The sequence below is a fragment of the Cryobacterium glucosi genome (assembly GCF_004402235.1).
Classification (GTDB): domain Bacteria; phylum Actinomycetota; class Actinomycetes; order Actinomycetales; family Microbacteriaceae; genus Cryobacterium; species Cryobacterium glucosi.
The window spans coordinates 36,797-53,514 of the sequence record NZ_SOFS01000023.1; the positions used below are offsets into that span (position 1 = coordinate 36,797).

The 16,718-nt window shown below is 68.7% G+C and carries 17 protein-coding genes; 8 read left to right on the forward strand and 9 right to left on the reverse strand.

All coding sequences use genetic code 11. From position 1 onward, the window contains the following. The first annotated feature begins 20 nt into the window (after positions 1–20). A complete protein-coding gene (locus tag E3O46_RS11650) occupies positions 21–821 on the forward strand; it encodes an ABC transporter permease (protein ID WP_241975384.1) in 801 nt (266 codons plus the stop codon). After that, positions 821–1,603, forward strand: coding sequence for an ABC transporter ATP-binding protein (locus tag E3O46_RS11655; RefSeq protein WP_134445822.1), 783 nt, complete (start codon positions 821–823; stop codon positions 1,601–1,603). The genes E3O46_RS11650 and E3O46_RS11655 overlap by 1 nt, the downstream gene beginning before the upstream one ends. A gap of 6 nt (positions 1,604–1,609) precedes the next feature. Here E3O46_RS11655 and E3O46_RS11660 read toward each other — a convergent pair whose 3' ends face one another. Further along, positions 1,610–1,885: a helix-turn-helix domain-containing protein gene (locus E3O46_RS11660; protein ID WP_134445823.1), complete on the reverse strand. Its 276-nt coding sequence runs from the start codon at positions 1,883–1,885 to the stop codon at positions 1,610–1,612. A 117-nt stretch (positions 1,886–2,002) separates the two neighbouring features. On the opposite strand from E3O46_RS11660, the gene E3O46_RS18750 reads away from it, so the two are divergent. Then, positions 2,003–3,034, forward strand: coding sequence for a hypothetical protein (locus E3O46_RS18750; RefSeq protein WP_241987400.1), 1,032 nt, complete (start codon positions 2,003–2,005; stop codon positions 3,032–3,034). Positions 3,035–3,042: 8 nt separating this feature from the next. On the opposite strand, the gene E3O46_RS11670 is transcribed toward E3O46_RS18750, so the two are convergent. The 5 genes from E3O46_RS11670 to E3O46_RS11690 form a co-directional block, all read right to left on the reverse strand. Continuing rightward, positions 3,043–4,269 (reverse strand): hypothetical protein, encoded by a 1,227-nt coding sequence (locus tag E3O46_RS11670; protein ID WP_134445824.1) that lies wholly within the window; start codon positions 4,267–4,269, stop codon positions 3,043–3,045. A gap of 24 nt (positions 4,270–4,293) precedes the next feature. Then, positions 4,294–5,172 carry a glycosyltransferase family 2 protein gene (locus tag E3O46_RS11675; RefSeq protein ID WP_134561744.1) on the reverse strand — a complete coding sequence of 293 codons (879 nt, stop codon included), beginning with the start codon at positions 5,170–5,172 and terminating at the stop codon, positions 4,294–4,296. A gap of 3 nt (positions 5,173–5,175) precedes the next feature. After that, positions 5,176–6,003 (reverse strand): CDP-alcohol phosphatidyltransferase family protein, encoded by an 828-nt coding sequence (locus E3O46_RS11680; RefSeq protein ID WP_134445826.1) that lies wholly within the window; start codon positions 6,001–6,003, stop codon positions 5,176–5,178. Further along, positions 6,000–6,986, reverse strand: coding sequence for a glycosyltransferase family 2 protein (locus E3O46_RS11685; RefSeq protein WP_134445827.1), 987 nt, complete (start codon positions 6,984–6,986; stop codon positions 6,000–6,002). The genes E3O46_RS11680 and E3O46_RS11685 overlap by 4 nt, the downstream gene beginning before the upstream one ends. 199 nt (positions 6,987–7,185) lie before the next feature. After that, on the reverse strand, positions 7,186–8,886 hold the full coding sequence (locus E3O46_RS11690; protein ID WP_134445828.1) for a S1C family serine protease: 1,701 nt from the start codon (positions 8,884–8,886) through the stop codon (positions 7,186–7,188). Positions 8,887–9,089: 203 nt separating this feature from the next. Between E3O46_RS11690 and E3O46_RS11695 the strand changes: the two genes are divergently transcribed. Further along, a complete protein-coding gene (locus E3O46_RS11695; RefSeq protein WP_134445829.1) occupies positions 9,090–10,325 on the forward strand; it encodes an aminotransferase class I/II-fold pyridoxal phosphate-dependent enzyme in 1,236 nt (411 codons plus the stop codon). Positions 10,326–10,434: 109 nt separating this feature from the next. Here E3O46_RS11695 and E3O46_RS11700 read toward each other — a convergent pair whose 3' ends face one another. Further along, positions 10,435–11,520 carry an alkene reductase gene (locus tag E3O46_RS11700; RefSeq protein ID WP_134559463.1) on the reverse strand — a complete coding sequence of 362 codons (1,086 nt, stop codon included), beginning with the start codon at positions 11,518–11,520 and terminating at the stop codon, positions 10,435–10,437. A 230-nt stretch (positions 11,521–11,750) separates the two neighbouring features. Between E3O46_RS11700 and E3O46_RS11705 the strand changes: the two genes are divergently transcribed. Then, a complete protein-coding gene (locus E3O46_RS11705; RefSeq protein ID WP_134559465.1) occupies positions 11,751–12,872 on the forward strand; it encodes an alpha/beta fold hydrolase in 1,122 nt (373 codons plus the stop codon). Positions 12,873–12,925: 53 nt separating this feature from the next. On the opposite strand, the gene E3O46_RS11710 is transcribed toward E3O46_RS11705, so the two are convergent. After that, entirely contained in the window at positions 12,926–13,660 is a 735-nt protein-coding gene (locus tag E3O46_RS11710; RefSeq protein ID WP_134445832.1) for a glucose 1-dehydrogenase, read from the reverse strand. A gap of 151 nt (positions 13,661–13,811) precedes the next feature. Here E3O46_RS11710 and E3O46_RS11715 point away from each other — a divergent pair, with 151 nt between their 5' ends. Both E3O46_RS11715 and E3O46_RS11720 read left to right on the forward strand, forming a co-directional pair. Then, complete coding sequence (locus tag E3O46_RS11715) at positions 13,812–14,543, forward strand: TetR/AcrR family transcriptional regulator (protein ID WP_166790664.1); 732 nt, start codon at positions 13,812–13,814, stop codon at positions 14,541–14,543. Between the two features lie 116 nt (positions 14,544–14,659). Continuing rightward, positions 14,660–15,046, forward strand: a complete 387-nt coding sequence (locus E3O46_RS11720; protein WP_241987401.1) for a DUF7882 family protein — start codon at positions 14,660–14,662, stop codon at positions 15,044–15,046. Between the two features lie 13 nt (positions 15,047–15,059). On the opposite strand, the gene E3O46_RS11725 is transcribed toward E3O46_RS11720, so the two are convergent. Continuing rightward, positions 15,060–15,917, reverse strand: coding sequence for a carbon-nitrogen hydrolase family protein (locus E3O46_RS11725; protein ID WP_134559469.1), 858 nt, complete (start codon positions 15,915–15,917; stop codon positions 15,060–15,062). Between the two features lie 118 nt (positions 15,918–16,035). Here E3O46_RS11725 and E3O46_RS11730 point away from each other — a divergent pair, with 118 nt between their 5' ends. Continuing rightward, positions 16,036–16,713: a response regulator transcription factor gene (locus E3O46_RS11730; protein ID WP_134445835.1), complete on the forward strand. Its 678-nt coding sequence runs from the start codon at positions 16,036–16,038 to the stop codon at positions 16,711–16,713. The last annotated feature ends 5 nt before the right edge of the window (positions 16,714–16,718 follow it).

Genomic DNA, 16,718 nt, shown 5'->3' on the forward strand with positions numbered 1-16,718 from the left:
GAACATCTAGAGTGGAGTCTGTGAGTAGCTACGCAGAAGTGCGCCCTGAACAGCTCACCGCTCTCTCCCGCTACCGCCACTCACTGTGGCTCCTGACCCAGCGCGACCTGCGGGTCCGCTACTCCACCTCGTTCCTCGGCTATTTCTGGTCGATCCTCGACCCGCTCGTGATGGCCGGGATCTACTGGTTCGTGTTCACCCAGGTGTTCCACCGGGGCGTCGGGCACGAGCCGTACATCATCTTCCTGCTCAGCGCGCTGCTGCCCTGGATGTGGTTCAACGGAACCGTCTCCGATTGCACGCGCGCGTTCCTGCGCGAGGCGAAGCTGATCCGGTCGACCCGGATCCCCCGCACCATCTGGGTGAACCGGCTCGTGCTCTCCAAGGGCATCGAATTCCTCGCCTCGATCCCGGTGCTCGTGCTGTTCGCCGTGTTCGCCGGCGCCCGGCCGAGCGTCGAAATCGTGTTCTTCCCGCTCGCCATCGTGATCCAGGCGATCCTCACGGCGGGGGTCGGCCTCATCGTCGCGCCGCTCGTCGTGTTCTTCCGCGATCTGGAACGCGCCGTCAAACTCATCCTGCGCTTCCTGTTCTACGCATCCCCGATCATCTACAGCACCCAGGACCTGCCGCACCAGCTGCACTTCTGGGCGGCGTTCAATCCCCTCAGCGGCATCTTCAGCCTCTACCGGGCGGCCTTCTTCCCCGGCAACCTCGACTGGTTCACCGTCGGCGTCAGCGCGGCCATGTCCGTCGCCTTCCTCGGGCTCGGGCTGCTGGTCTTCACGCGCACCGAGCGCGCGGTCCTGAAGGAGCTGTGATGACGGGAACAGTCCGGACGCCGGGATCGGCCGTGACCGGGGCGCCTGTGATCGCCCTGGCCGGGGTCGGCATCCGTTTTCGCCGTAACCGACGCGGCAGGCGCAGCTTCAAGGACCTGTTCGCGAGCGGGGCCCGGCGCACCAGACCCGGCGAATTCTGGGCCTTGCGCGCCGTATCCTTCACGGTGCAGCGCGGAGAGGCCATCGGCGTTGTCGGTCGCAACGGCCAGGGAAAGTCGACCCTGCTCAAGCTCGTGACCGGGGTCGTCCTGCCCGATGAGGGCACTGTGCGGGTGACGGAGGGCGTCGCACCACTGATCGAGATCACCGGCGGTTTCGTCGATGACCTCACCGTGCGCGACAACGTCTATCTCACGGCGGGCCTGCACGGCATGACGAAGAAACAGATCGGCGAGCGTTTTGACGAGATTCTCGACTTCGCCGAGATTGGAGACTTCGTCGACACCCCGTACAAGCATCTCTCGAGCGGTATGAAGGTGCGCATCGCCTTCGCGGTCATCTCCCGGCTCGAGGAGCCGATCATCCTCGTCGATGAGGTGCTCGCCGTCGGCGACAAGGCCTTCCGGGAGAAGTGCTATCGCCGGATCGAGGAACTGCTCGCCGGCGGCCGCACCCTGTTCTTCGTCTCGCACAACGAACGTGACCTGCGTCGCTTCTGCGCCAGGGGCCTCTACCTCGACAAGGGCGCGCTCGTCCTCGACGGTCCACTCGACGAGGTCCTCGCCCGGTACGACGCCGATTACGGCGTGCGGCCCGCCTGAGCCGGCTCAAGGATCGACGATGGCGAGGCTGTCGCGATCGGGCGGCAGCTGTTCCTTGGTCAGGCCGGTGAGGAGGTCCCCGACCTCGAGGCTCAGCACGTCCGCGAGCCGGATCAGGGTGTGGAAGGTCGGATTCCCAGTGCCGCGGTCGATCCTGGCGTAATTGGACACGTTGAGTCCGGCCCGGTGCGCGACAGACTCCTGGTTGAGCTCGAGTTCCGTTCGGCGCTGCCGCAGGCGCAGTCCCAGCAGGCGGCTCGCTTCTGACTTCGGCTCCGGCATCCTCCATCTATAGGCTTGAAGTGGGAAAACCGCCAGTGGCCGGGGAAAAGATGTGAATACCTTCCCCTGTCAGACCGGCAACGTAAACTCGACGGAAATCGGAAGGACGGCATCGACATGGCACGAAGAGTGAAACCCCTCGTCTCGACGACCGGGGGTCTGCCGCAGGGCGGCCAGCTTCCGACCGGCATCATCCGGGGATTCGACCGGGTCATGGCCATCCACCGCCCGGCTGTGCTCGCCCACATCCGCGGCATCCGCCGGCGCTCACCGGACTCGGACCCCGCACAGATCATCAGGATCCTCGAACGCCGCTACCTCGCCATGGTCACGACCGGCGGCGCGGCCGTCGGGGCGACGGCCGTCATTCCCGGCGTCGGCACCGGGGTGACCCTCGCACTGTCCGGCGTCGAGACCGCCGGGTTCCTCGAAGCGACAGCCTTGTTCGCCCAGTCGGTGAGCGAGGTGCACGGTATTGCCGTCGACGACCCGGAGCGCGCCCGCGCCCTCGTCATGACGATGATGCTCGGCAGGGAGGGCTCCGACCTCGTCCGCCAGCTTGCCGGCCAGTTCAGCGGAACGGGTGCGGTCCGAACGGCCTATTGGGGCGAACTCGTCACCGCGAGCATTCCGCGCGCCATCATGGGTCCGCTCACCGATCGCCTGAAGAGCTCGTTCATCCGCCAGTTCGCGACCCGCGGCTCCGCGAGTTTCGTCGGCAAGGCGCTCCCCTTCGGCGTCGGCGCCGTCGTCGGCGGCGCCGGCAACCATATTCTGGGCAAGCGGGTGCTGACCTCGTCCCGGCTCGCCTTCGGCCAGCCGCCTGCGGACTTCCGTCCCGAACTCGACCCGCGCATACGCGAGGCGATCGTGCGCGAGGGCGGCGGCCTCGAGGGAGTCGGCCGTGCCGGCGCGCTGCGGGTCGCCGCCGGCCACCGCATCACCCAGCTCGGGCAGCTCGGGCACGGCACCCTCACCGTGCTCCCCCGCATGGTCCCGCGGCTGCTGCGCCGTGGCCGACCGCTGGAGTCAGGGGTTCCAGGCACCGCAACGGCGGATCACCCGGATTCGGCTCACGCGGATTCGGATCACGCGGCCGCCGGGCAGGACGTGTCTCCCCGCGAACCGGCCTCCTCTCCGCGACCGTAGCAGGCCGCTCAGGGCCGAACGGCGTCGAACCGCTCCCACTCGTCCATCAGGTGCTGCACGGCCGCGTGGAAGCGAGCGGTGGCCGCACCGGGTGCCGCGTCGCCGAAGTAGCGTTCGACCCACACACCCAACCGGGCCTCGGCCTCCGGGTCGTGCGCGAGCGCATCCACCGTGCCCACGATCGAGGAGGCGGCGGACGCGTCGAGCCATTCGCACGCCGCGAGGTACCCGCCGGTGTCGATCTCGGCAGCGGGATCGGCGGGGCGGGTGACGAGAAGGGCCTTGCCTGCGGCGAGCCGGTCGTAGACCATGGCTGAGATGTCGACGATGGCAACGTCCGCCGCCGCGAGCTGCCAGCCGAGCTCCGCACCGGTGTCGTACATGTGGTGAGCGGCGGGATCGCGGGCGTTCGCCGCCTTGATCAGGGCGATGATCCTGCGGTTGGCTGCGCCGTATGCCTCGTCGGTGACCCCGCTGCGCGGGTGCGGCCGGTAGATCAGGCGATGCCGCGACGAGGCGAGGAGCGCAGTGGCGAGTGCGACGCCGTGGCTCGCGATCGAGCCGTATGCCGCGGTGGGCCGGTCTCCTTCCCAGGTCGGCGCGTAGAGCACGACCTGCCGGTCGTCGGGAACGTACGGAAGCACGCCGCTGTAGTGGTCAGCCTGCGGGCGGCCGATGGTGATCGCCCGCTTGTCGAAGTCGTAGTCCCAGAGCACCCGGTCGAGACGGGCGAGGGCGGCGTCACCGGCGACGAAGGCGTAGTCGTACGCCTTGATCTGGTTCGTGACCATGTACATCTTGTCGCTCTCGCCATGGTTGATGAACACGTGCCAGCACCGCGGGTAGCGCATCATCTGGAAGTTCCGGGCGTTCTGGTTGACGTAGAACACGATGCGGATGTCCTGTTCCGCGACGACCCGCTCGAGGTCGGCGACCTTGCGCACGTAGGTCACCGGCACCGGGCACTCCTCGGACATCGGCAGCGCCCCGGTCCCGGTGCGGCTCAACACGATGACGGGCCAGGTCTCGGCGAGCACGGCGAGCGGCCGGTACCACTGCCGCATCTGATACAGGTTGACGGCGCCGTCGGCGAAGTAGACCGCGATCTTGAAACGGCCGAGCGGAAGCGGACCGTCCCCGAGGAGCCGGCCGGCGAGCAGTTTCTGTGCCCGGCGCGACGCGGCGACATCCTTGACCAGCTTGACGGCCAGGCCGATGTCTTTTCGAATGGTCATCCCTCCAGAGTACCGAGCACCGGGTCAGACGATGGGGGGACGGCCGGCCAGGGACATCCGCCAGATCGTGCGAGCGCTGATCGGCCGCCGCTCCCCCGGGTTGCTGCGCCAGCCCTCCCGGAATCCGGCGAGCCAGGCCCGCAGTGCCGGCCGGTCGCTGCGGAATCGCAGCAGCTGGATCGCGAGCCAGGAACCGGCGTAGACCGGGACCAGCACGGCAGGCAGGTTGCGCCGGGCGAGCCAGACCCGGTTGCGCGCGTTCAGCCGGTAGTAGTCGGCGTGCCGGGTGGGCTGGATGACGGGATGATTTGCTTCGAGGTTTCCCGCGTACCAGGTGCGCAGCCCCTGGTCCCAGACCCGCCACGCCAGTTCGATGCCCTCGTGCGCGTAGAAGAACGGTTCGGCCCAGCCTCCGGTGGCCAGGAAGACCGCACGGGGCATCACCACGGCACCTTCCCAGACCGAGAAGACGGCGCCGGACTCGGTCGCGGCTCCCTTACGGATGCGCGGAATCCAGCGGGTCGGCGCCGCCGCGCCCGTGGGATCGGTCACCCGGGGTTGCAGCAGGCCGATCGACGGGTCCGCGCGGAGCTGCGCGACCGCGCGACTGAGGAACCGGGGGTCCGGGATGCTCGCGTCGTCGTCGAGGAAGAAGAGGTACTCGCCCGTCACAAGGGGGACGCCGCGATTGCGACCGGCGGGGATGCCCAGGTTCTCCGTCAGGGCCAGCGCCTGGACGGCACCCGGTAACCCGGTCGGTACCCAGCCGTTGCCCACGCAGACCACGTCGAGGACGACCTCCTGCTGGGCGAGCACCGAGCGGATGCCGCTGGCGAGGTCATCCGGCCGGGTGCCCTGGGTGAGCACGACGACACCGACCCTCGGCAGCACGGTGTCGCTCACCGCTCAGGACCGGACGCGGCGCGACGCCATGATTGCGACGAAATGGCCGAAAAGAGCGAGGATCGACAGGGGCACGAGAGCGATGAGCACGATCCGGTCCATGAGAGGCTCGCCGACGAAACGGCCGATCACCGCGGAGGCGAAGATCAGGATCGTGAGTTCGACGGAGTGGTACAGGCGGTGGAACGGCAGGAACCGGGCGAGCCTGCGCAGCTGGGCGATCCTGCCGGGAGTCGGGGTCTGCTCACCGCGCGTGTCGGCGAGCTTGGTGAGCCCCGCGTTCGCCCTGGCGACGTGCACCATGTCGTTGAGCGCCTTGTTGAGCACGATCACGAGGGCGAGCAGCAACGCGAGAGTCGTCCAGAGGAAATCCTCCGGCGATTCGAACGGGTAGGCCGCCGCGCGAATGCCGAACGCGATCGGAATGAGCGCCTCCGTCGAGTAGTGACCGACCTTGTCGAGGAAGACCCCGGCTGGCGACGATTCGCCTCGCCAGCGCGCGACTTCGCCGTCGCAGCAGTCGACGAGCATCTGCAGCTGCCCGAGGATCAGCGCGAGCAGGGCCCCCCAGACACCGGGGATGAGCAGCGCCGCAGCGGTCGACCAGCCGACGAGGATCATCAGCGCCGTGACACCGTTCGCGGTCACGCTCGTCTTCAGCAGCAGCCAGGTGAGATACGGCGACACGTCGCGCAGGTAGAGCGAGGCCGTCCAGTGCTCGGCGTTCGCCCGCAGGCGTACCTCGGGCGGCTGCGCGACGGCCCGCAACTCGGCGATCGACGTCGGCCGGGGCTGGCGCACCCGACCGGTGGAATGTGAGTGGGATGTCATAGGTGTCTCCCGGTCCGTGCCGCGATATTGCTGGTGAGTTTCAGGTATCCGAGCAGGAAGCCGAAACCCCAGCAGAAGTGGATACAGGGCAAGACTAGAAGGAACCAGGCGCCGGAGCGCCCGCCATCAGGGCGAGTCACGACCACGGTGGCCAGGAGGACGACGAGCAGGTATCCGACCGGGGCGATCCAGCCCAGCAGCAGCCACGGTACGACGACGCCGGCGAAGCCCAGTACCACTCCGGCGGTGACGAGGAGCACCATCACGGGAGGCACGAAATAGCGGATGCCGTTGTCTGCGGGGAAGCGCCGCGCGAGTTCCCCGCGCCACATTCCGGTGGACAGCATCTGGCGGGCGAGTCTGGACAGGCTCGGTCGCGGCCGGTAGACGACGCGCAGCCTCGGTGTGAACCAGACCGTGCCGCCCTGCTCGCGGAGGCGCCGATTGAGCTCCCAGTCCTGGCCGCGCTTGATGGTCTCGTCGAAGAGCCCGGCACGCAGGAGGCTGTCGCGGCGGAAGCAGCCGAGGTAGACCGTCTCTGCGGCGCCCTCCGGCCCACCGACGTGGAGGGGCGTTCCGCCGAGGCCGATCCGGGTGCCGTAAGCCCGGGCGACGGCGCGCTGGAACGGAGCGGTGCCCCGCGCGTCCATGACTCCGCCGACGTTGTCCGCCCCGGTGCGCTCGAGGGTATCGACGGCGACGCGCGCATAGTCGCTCGGCAGCACCGAGTGGGCGTCGACCCGGATCACGACGGGGTAGGCGGATGCACGGATCGCGGCGTTGAGGCCGGCAGGGGTCGATCCGATCTCGTTGGGCACGACACGGATGCGCGGGTCGAGTTCGGCGAGTTCCGCGACGAGTTCCTCCGTGCCGTCGATGCTCGGTGCAAGGGCCAGCGTGACGTCGAACGGACCGGTGTAATCCTGGCCCAGGAGGCTCGTCACCGCGGCCCGGACGTGCAGCACATCGTTGAGCACGGGCATCACGTAGGAGACACCGATCAGGGGCGCTTCGCCGGTGTGTGCTGCCTGTTCGATCGGGTGTCCATTCCGTTGCGGACTGTCCAGACTACCAGCCCACCCCTTTGGGGGCCTCCTGACGGCTGGCGCACCGGAGCGGAAACACGACTGCGCCGCCGGTCGATGACCGGCGGCGCAGGGCGTGGAAGGAGGACGGGAGCTGCTAGCTGGACAGTTCCCCGACCGTGACGGTCACGGTGTACGACTTGCCGTCGCGGACGTAGACGAGGTCGGCGGTGGCGCCGGCGGCGAGTACCCGCACCTGGGCGGTGAGATCCTTCGCGTCGGTGATCGGCACTCCGTTGAACTTCGTGACGACGTCGCCCTTCTTCAGGCCCGCCTTCTCGGCTGCGCCACCGGAGCTGACCTCGCTGACGAGGGCGCCGACCGTGCTGCTCGTGTCACTCGTCGCGCTCGTGATGCTCGCACCGAGCAGCCCGTGGGTGGCCTTGCCGTTGGCGATGAGCTCGTCGGAGACGCGCTTGGCGAGGTTCGACGGGATCGAGAAGCCGACGCCGATGCTTCCGGCAGCCGTTCCCGATGAGGAGGACCCGCCCGCGTTGGCGATGGCGACGTTGATGCCGATCAGTTCACCCTTGGAGTTGAGCAGGGCGCCGCCGGAGTTGCCGGGGTTGATCGCGGCATCCGTCTGGATTACGGAGAGCGAAATGCTGCTCGTCGTGCTCGGAGTGGTCGACTGCGCGCTTCCGTCCTTGTTCGGGAGGTCGAAGTTCCAGAAGTACGGGTTGTCCGTGCTCGGGGCCGTGGTGTCCGGCGTGTCCGTGGTGGGCGCCGCCGATGAGGCGATCGAGATGCTCCGGTTGAGGGCGCTCACGATGCCGTCGGTGACGGTTCCGGAGAGGCCGAGCGGTGCGCCGATGGCGATCGTGGTGTCGCCGACGTTGAGCTTGCTCGAGTCTGCCCAGTTGATCGGGGTGAGGCCGCTCGCGTCGGTCAGTTTGACGACCGCGAGGTCGGAGATCGGGTCTGTGCCGACGATTGTCGCCTTGTAGACCTTCCCGTCACTGGCCGTGACTTCGAGGGTCGCGTCTGCGCTCGCGCCGTCGAGTGTCACGACGTGGGTGTTGGTCAGGACATAGCCATCGGAGGTGAGGACGACTCCGGAACCGGTGCCGCCGGAGGTTCCGCTGGTCGCGTTGATGGTGACGACGCTCGGCATGGCCTTCGCGGTGGCTGCCGTGATCTGGTTGACGCTCTCGGTGTTGTTGACGACGACGGTGCTCGACCCCTGGGCCTGACTGACGGGGGTGCCGTTGCCCTGGCCTCCGGAAAGGAGCGCCATCACGCCGGCGCCGGATGCGCCGCCGATGAGGGCGCCGATCGCGAGCGCCGCAACGAGGCTGAGTCCGGCACGGCGGCGGGCCGGGTCCTTCGGATGGGGGGCCGACGACGGGCCGGTCGGTCCGTTCGGGCCGCCACCCTGGGGAGCGTAGGAGAAGGGTGCAGCCGATGCTGCGAAGTGCGGCGGGACAGAGCCGTCGGCTCCGCCGAGGGGCCGTCCGAAGGCATCCGTCGCGTAGGGAAGCGTCGGCTGGGTGATCTGGTTCGACGCGTTCGCGACGGGCTGCTGGGGAGCCTGGGCGGCCTGGACGTCTGCGGGGGCGGACGCCTGCTGGGCGACGACGCCCTGCGGCTGCTCTGCAACCGGCTGCGCGGCCTGCGGGAAGCCGACGACCTCGGTCGTGTTGTCCGCGTTCGCGGAGGGGGCCGGGTACTCGGTGGTATCGGCGGGGACGGCGGCGTTGGCCGGCTGTCCGGACGCGGCGGCCTGGCCGGCGTCGGAGGGAACGTCGGCAGCGGGACGATCTCGATTAATGTCTGGGTCCTGAGGGTGTTCGGTCATGAGGTGCTCCTTCCAAGCGATGCCAGCTTCGCGCCCGAACCTGAACGAATCCTCCGCCCAAGCTGAGAGCATTCAATGACGAAGCCGTGATGTTGCTTGGGGTGGCAGCCCAGCGACCGGGGTCGGCCGGATCGGCGCAGCAATCCTCGCCTGCGAACCGGTCCCGTGAGCCACCGACACGGGGGATGTCGTAGTTTGGAGTCATGCACGGCTCCCCCGAGACAGTTCCGACCGCGGCCATTCCGGGCGCCTGGCGCCGGACGGCCCGTGGTGCCGGCCTGCTGGGCGCCGACGGCACGATCGCCGCCACCATCTTCGCCGAGATGAGCGCGCTCGCCGTCCGCACCGGCGCGATCAATCTCGGACAGGGGTTCCCGGATGAGGACGGACCCATCGAGGTTCTCGACGCCGCCAGACAGGCCATCACGGACGGGGTCAACCAGTACCCGCCTGGCCGCGGCTTCCCCGTGCTTCTCGACGCGATCGCCCGCCACCAGCAGCGTTTCTACGGCCTCAGTGTCGACCAGGAGACCGAGGTCCTCGTGACCGCGGGGGCGACAGAGGCGCTCGCTGCGACGATCCTCGCCCTGATCGAGCCCGGCGACGAAGTCGTGACGTTCGAACCGTTCTATGACGCGTACGGCGGCCTCATCGCACTCGGCGGCGGCATCCATCGCACCGTGCGCCTGCGCACGCCGGACTTCCAGCCGGATCTCGACGAGCTCAGTGCGGTGATCACCGATCGCACCCGGCTCATACTCGTGAACAACCCGCACAATCCGACCGGGACCGTGTTCTCCCGCGAGACGCTCGAGTTCATCGTGCGGCTCGCCGAACAGCACAACGCGATCATCGTCACCGACGAGGTCTACGAACACCTCACTTTCGGTGTGCAGCACCTGCCCGTCGCGACGCTTCCGGGGGCTTTCGAGCGCACCGTGACGATCTCCTCCGGCGGGAAGACCTTCAACACGACCGGATGGAAGATCGGCTGGCTGACAGCACCCGCCGCGCTCGTGACGGCGATCCTCGCGGTCAAGCAGTTCCTGACCTACGTGAACGGTGCGCCGTTCCAGCCGGCGATCGCGAGGGGGCTCGATCTCCCGGACTCGTACTTCACGGGTATCGCGGCCTCGCTGCAGGGCAAGCGTGACGTCCTCGAGCGCGGCCTGGTCGCCGCGGGCTTCGCCGTGTCGCGCCCGAGCGGTTCGTATTTCATCGTGGCGGATGCCGCGCCGCTCGGATACGAGGACGGCGCTGACTTCTGTCGCGACCTTCCCGCCCTCGCCGGCGTGGTCGCCGTGCCGATCGGTGCGTTCTGCAGTCCGGAACACCGGCCGCAGTATGCCTCGCTCGTGCGCTTCGCCTTCTGCAAGAAGGTGGACCTGTTGGAGCAGGCTGCCGCACGGCTCGCCGCCCTGCGCCCGGCCGCCCGGTAGCGCGAGGCCGCCCGAACCGATTCGACGGAGATGCCGGGTTTTCGTAACCTGGGCGGCCGCAAACCGGCCCAGAAACTCAAAAAGTCCGTCGAATCGGTTCGGGCGAGTGTTACTCCGCGGCGGCGGCGGCGAGCGCCGGGTAGTCCGTGTAGCCGGCGGCCGTGCTGCCGTAGAGGGTCTGCGGGTCGAGGGCATTGAGCGGGAGGTCGTCGCGCCAGCGGTGCACGAGGTCGGGGTTGGCGATGACGGCGCGTCCCACGACGACGGCGTCTGCGACGTCATCGGCCAGGATGGCCATGGCCTCGGCCCGGGTCGTGACGGTGCCGAAGCCGGTGTTGATCAGGAGCGGTCCGCCGAAGCGGGTGCGCAGTCCCTGGATCAGGTCGCCGGTCGGGTCCTGGTGCAGCACGCTGAGGTAGGCGAGGCCGAGCGGGGCCAGCCCGTCGACCAGGGCGGTGTAGGTCGCGAGGGTCTCTGCGGCATCCGTCTCGAGCACGTCCTGGATGTTGTGCTCCGGTGAGATGCGGATCCCGACCCGGCCGGCGCCGATCGCGGCGGCAACAGCAGTCGCGACCTCGATCACGAAGCTGGCGCGGTTCGCGGGCGAACCGCCGTGGGCATCCGTGCGCTGGTTCGAGGCCGGTGACAGGAACTCGTGCAGGAGGTAGCCGTTGGCACTGTGGATCTCGACGCCGTCGAGCCCTGCCGCGATGGCGTTCTGCGACGCGCGCACGAATTCCGCGACGATTCCGGGGAGTTCGGCCTCGGTCAGCGCGTGCGGAACGGGGTATGGCTTCTTGCCCTCCGGGGTGTGCGTCTCGCCCTCGATGGCGATCGCGCTCGGCGCGACGACGTCGAAGCCGCCGTTGACGAGGTCGTGCGAGACCCGGCCGGCGTGCATGACCTGGGCGACGATGAGGCCGCCGGCCTCATGCACGGCCGACGCGACGGAACGCCAGCCGTCGACCTGCTCGGCGGTGACGAGTCCGGGCTGGCCGGTGTAGCCCTGTCCGGCGTGGCTCGGGTAGACCCCCTCCGACACGATCAGGCCGAGGGATGCGCGCTGGCGATAGTGCTCGATGACCATCGGTCCGGGGATGCCGTCGAGGCCCGCCCTGGTGCGGGTCAGCGGCGCCATCACGAGTCGGTTCGGCAGGTGCAGGTCGCCGAGGGTCAGCGGGGAGAACAGGGTCACAGTCGCTCTTTTCGTAGTACGGAAGTTCCGCCGGGCGCGGCCGAACGGGCCGGCGCAGGGAAACGCAGGGTGCGCTGCAGACAACGGGCCCGGGCCCGGTCCTATTCCACACGCGGTCCACACCGTCGTCCGCCGCCGGGACGCCGACGCCGGGCCGGGCCGGGCTGCGAGCGGTCTCAGCCTGTCCCGACGCGGGCAAACCGATCGCCCCGCGGCGACGAATACCAGGCATGACCATCCTGGTGACACGAACTCCCGACCGCACGGCGGCGCCCGCCCCGGTGACGTCTCTCGTGCCGGCCGGGACGTCCAGGACGTCCGTGACGTCCGTGCCCGAAACTCGGCGGGATGAGTATTGCCCGTTCCCACTCTCGACAGACGCACGCGCCTTCGGCCTCACCACGAGTTCGATGCGCCTCGGCTCCGGCACGCTTGCGGTGCGTCACGGCCGCCGCACGGGCAGCGACACGGCGACGGTCCTGCTGCACGGGGCTGCCGGCTCCTGGACGACCTGGACCCCGCTCCTCTCGGCGGCGACGAACGGTGGCTCGGCGGGCTCGACGGGACGCGTTCCATCCGGCGCACTCGCCCTGACCGACCTGATCATTCCGGACCTACCCGGCTGGGGCGACAGCGAACCAGCGGATGCCTCCGGCCGGCACTCCACCCGGCCCGCCCCGGGCATCACGACCGTCGCGGCCGCGATCGCCGAAACCGTCCGTGCACTCGGCTACGAGCGCTGGCACGTCGTCGGGCACTCGCTCGGCGGTTTCCTCGCCCTCGAACTGGCCGCACTCGAACCTGCCGCAACCGTGTCGGTCTCCCTCGTCTCTGCGACGACGTTCTCGGTGGTGGACAGCGTGCGGCATCCGATCACCAGGTTCACCCTGCTGCCCGGGTACACGGCCCTGCTCGGCGTCATGCGCGCCCTCGCGGTCGCCGAGCCCCCCGGCCGCGGCCTCGTGCGCTGGCTCAACAGGGTGGGTGTGCTGCGCGGGCTCACCGCGCCGCTGTTCAGCCGGGTCGACGCCGTACCGGCGAGCGTGATCTCGGCGCTCGCGACGGAAGTCCGTCCGCGGGCCTTCGTCGAGGCATCCGCCCTCGCCGGAGCCCATGACCCGGAACGGTCCTGGGCCCGCATCACCTGCCCGGTGCGCGCGATCCAGGGCGACGCGGACATCTTCGTCGCCGATTCGGACCGCGCCCGGCTCTCCGCCGTCATTCCCGGGTTCGTTTCGCGAACGATCGCGGGCACGGGCCACTTCGCCCACATCGAGAAGCCCTTCGCCGCCCTCGAAGCCCTGAGCAGCCTCCGCGAGAGTACACTTTCGGCCCCTAAACCGATGGTTTAAGGGCCGAAAGTGTACTCTCGCGGGCCCGCCGGGCGGAGCGGGGACGTGAACGATCAGTTGTGCGGGATGCCGATCGTGAGGCCGCCGTCGATGACGAACTCTGCTCCGGTCGAGTAGCTCGACTCGTCGCTCGCGAGGTACAGCACCAGGCTCGATACTTCCTCGGGCTTGGCGCCACGGCGCAACGGGATCTCAACCATGTCGACGTCGAGGGACTTCGTCATGGCCGTCTCGATGAAGCCGGGGTGGATCGAGTTCACGCGGATGCCGAGGGGCGCCACGTCGAGCGCGACCGACTTCGTGATGCCGCGCACGCCGAACTTCGACGCGACGTAGGCGTGCAGGCCCGCGCTGCCGAGGAGGCCCTCGACCGATGAGACGTTGACGATCGAGCCGCCGCCGCGGCGTGAGAGCGCAGGGATGGCGGCCCGCATGCCGAGGAACGTACCGGTGAGGTTGATCTCGATGGTGCGGGTCCAGACGTCGATCGGGAAGCTCTCGATCGGCGCGGCGCTCGCGATTCCGGCGTTGTTGACGAGGATGTCCAGCCCGCCGAAGGTTTCCACGGCGAACAGGACAGCGGCAGACCAGTCGTCTGCGTCGGTGACGTTGAGGTGCACGTAGCGTGCGGACGGGCCGAGTTCGGTCGCCATGGCCTCGCCCTCGGTGTCGAGGAGGTCTCCGATGACCACCTGCGCTCCCTCCGCGATCAGCCGACGCGCGTGTGATGCTCCCATTCCGCGGGCACCGCCACTGATCAGTGCCACTTTGCCTTGAACGCGACCCATGATGGCCACCTTTCTCTTCGGGTTCAATGAATCTGTACTCTACTCAAAAATGAGCGTACTCCGTTATATTGGAATCAGCTGATTGAATCTACGATTGAGAAAACCCCGTGGCACCGTCCCGGGAAGCAGCCGACCCAGAGTGAGGATCCCCGTGCGCCGACCAGACGAAGGCACGACACCGGCCGCCGGTGCCGCCGCCGTTGCCGACGCCGACGCCGCCAGTGCCACTCCTGGCCGCCGCGAACGCAACAAGCGTGACAAGCAGGGCCGCATCCTCGCGGCCGCCGAGGATCTCTTCGCCGAGCGCGGCTACGCGCTCGTCACGACCCAGGACATCGCCGATCGCGCGGATGTCGCGGCGGGGACGCTCTTCCGGTACGCGAGCTCGAAGCCCGAGCTCCTCCTGATGGTCTTCAACAACGAGTGGCGCAGGGCCCTGACCGGAACCCGGCACGATCCAACGAAGGCGGACGCATCCCTCGCCCCGACGGACGCGATCATGGCCCTCCTCCTCCCCCTGCTGACCTCCGCCGCGCGCCACCCGGAGAACACCGCCTATTACCAGCGCGAGATCCTGTGCGGCGAGCCCACCGGGACCTACCGCGCCGAGGCCCTCGAGCTCGTCGACGGGCTCGAGGCCACCATCGCGACCGTGCTCAGCGGCTACGGGACGGAGACCCCCGGAGAATCGGAGCGGCTCCGGCGGGGGGTGGACCCGGCGCTTGCGGCACGCAGTATCTTCTCGCTGCTCCACCTCGCCCTGATCCGATGCGGGCTGGGACGGGAGCCGATGGAGAGCCTGCCGGACTCGCTCCGCACCGAGATCGACCTCGTGCTGCACGGCATCGTCGAGCAGGTGCCGGCCGCGACCGCCGAGGCCTGACGATTCCCTTGTATTGACCGGGAATTACGACCACACTTAAAGTGCGAACCCAGCGGATGCCCCACAAGGGCGGTCTGCTGTTCGCGCGAGAGTTCACCGACTGAAAGCGGCGCCCCATGGGTTCGTTGACGTATGACCGGGTCACCGTCGAATTCGACGACCGGATCCTCGCGCACCTGCAAATCGTGATCGTGCAGAAGTTACGCCGCGGCGAGAGTTTCCTGTTGTCCTGGCGGAACGCCGCAGAGGCAGGAGACGGTCGCAGTTCCGCCTGGCTGCACCCGGCCATCCCGCTGTACTTCAAGTTCTCCGGCGGCCAGCCGCCGACCATCAATCCGCTGTGGCTCGCCCAGCTCACCCGCTCGGCGAACAGCTCCCAGGGACTCGTCGCCACGGGAGAGGAGCGGGCGATGTCCGAGCAAAACCACGTGATGCGCAAGGAACCCGGTTTCCGTTCCCGGGCGGCAGCGGCCTCCCAGGACACGATCGCGACCGAGGGCTGAGGCTCCCCGGCGGCTAGACCTCGACGATCCCGAAGCGCCGGAGCCGGAGTGCGGGGTTGACCGCACGCACCTGCCCGAGGCGAGCCGAGGTGAGCCAGGCGAGGCCGACATCCGTCGTCTCGCCGATCGTGACCAGTTCGACCCCCATCGGGTCGACGATCATGCTCGTGCCGACGCCGATCGGCGGGGCGTGGTCGGCGGCGGCGACATAAACAGTGTTCTCGATCGCGCGCGCGGTCAGGAGGGTGCGCCACTGCTGCTCCTTGAGCGGGCCCCGCACCCATTCGGCGGGCACGAGCACGAGCTCGGCACCCGCGTCGACGAGTCGCCGGGTGACCTCGGGAAAGCGGATGTCGTAACAGGTCTGCAACCCCACCCGCAGCCCTCCGACCGAGAAGGTCTGCGGCGGCTCGATCGCGCCGGGCAGCACCCAGTCGGATTCGCGCTCGCCGAATGCGTCGTAGAGGTGCAGCTTGCGGTAGCGGGCGAGGAGCTCGCCCGTCGGCCCGACGCTCACGATGGTGTTGAAGAATCGTCCGGCACCGACGGCCTCCTCGAGCATGCCCGCGACGATGACGAGGCCGAGGCCTTCGGCGAGCGCCGCGAGCGCCGTCACGAACGGCCCGTCGATCGGCTCGGCGGCCGCGACGAACGCGGGCCCGAGGGTCGGCTCGAAGAACGCGGAATACTCGGGGAACACGACGAGCTGCGCGCCGCGGTCGACCGCGATGCCGGCCAGGCGGGCGACCTCGGCGAGGTTCGCCTCCCGGTCGGCCCCTGGGACGAACTGGGCGACGGCGACACCGACGGCCGTCGGGTCGACAGGCACCGTCCGGGCGGGCGCTGGCGTGGCAGGCGGGGTTTCGACCATGGCGTCAGCCTAGCCACGAGGGCGGCGCGATTGGAGCGGAACCCTCAGACTGGTCACGCTCCGCACCGGGAACGTGCCAGCATGAAGAGGTAGCGGCGTACGAGCAAAAGGGGCGGGCATGACGAAGATCCTGGTCGTGGAAGACGACGAACAAATGGGCGCGCTGATCGAACGCGGACTCGAGGCAGAGGGCTACGAGATCGTCAGGGTCGGGAACGGGATGGATGCCCTGATCGCGATCAACAACAACGAATTCGACCTTGCGGCCATCGACGTGATGTTGCCGCAGATGACCGGGTTCGAGATCTGTCGGCGCATCCGCGACTCCGGCAACACCATGCCGGTCCTGCTCCTGACCGCCAGGGACACCGTCGACGACCGGGTCTTCGGGCTCGACAGCGGCGCGGACGACTACCTCACCAAGCCCTTCGCCTTCCTCGAGCTCACCGCCCGGGTGCGCGCCCTGCTCAGACGCCAGTCGATGGCAACACCGCTGAGCCTCGAACTCGGCAACCTCGCCATCGATTCCCGGGACCTCAAGGTGACCGTGGCCGGCCGGTCCGTCTCGATGAGCCCCAAGGAAGTCGCGCTGCTCCGCCTGCTGTGCAGCCGGGCGGGGACGACCGTCGACCGCACGACGATCCTCGAAGAGATCTGGAACGGCACCGAACACATCGACCCGAACATCGTCGACCAGTACATCAGCTACCTGCGGCGCAAGATCGACTCTGCGGCGGCCGGGATGCGGATCGTGACCGTACGCGGCTCCGGGTATGCCGTGGAACTCGTCGAGTGAGCGGA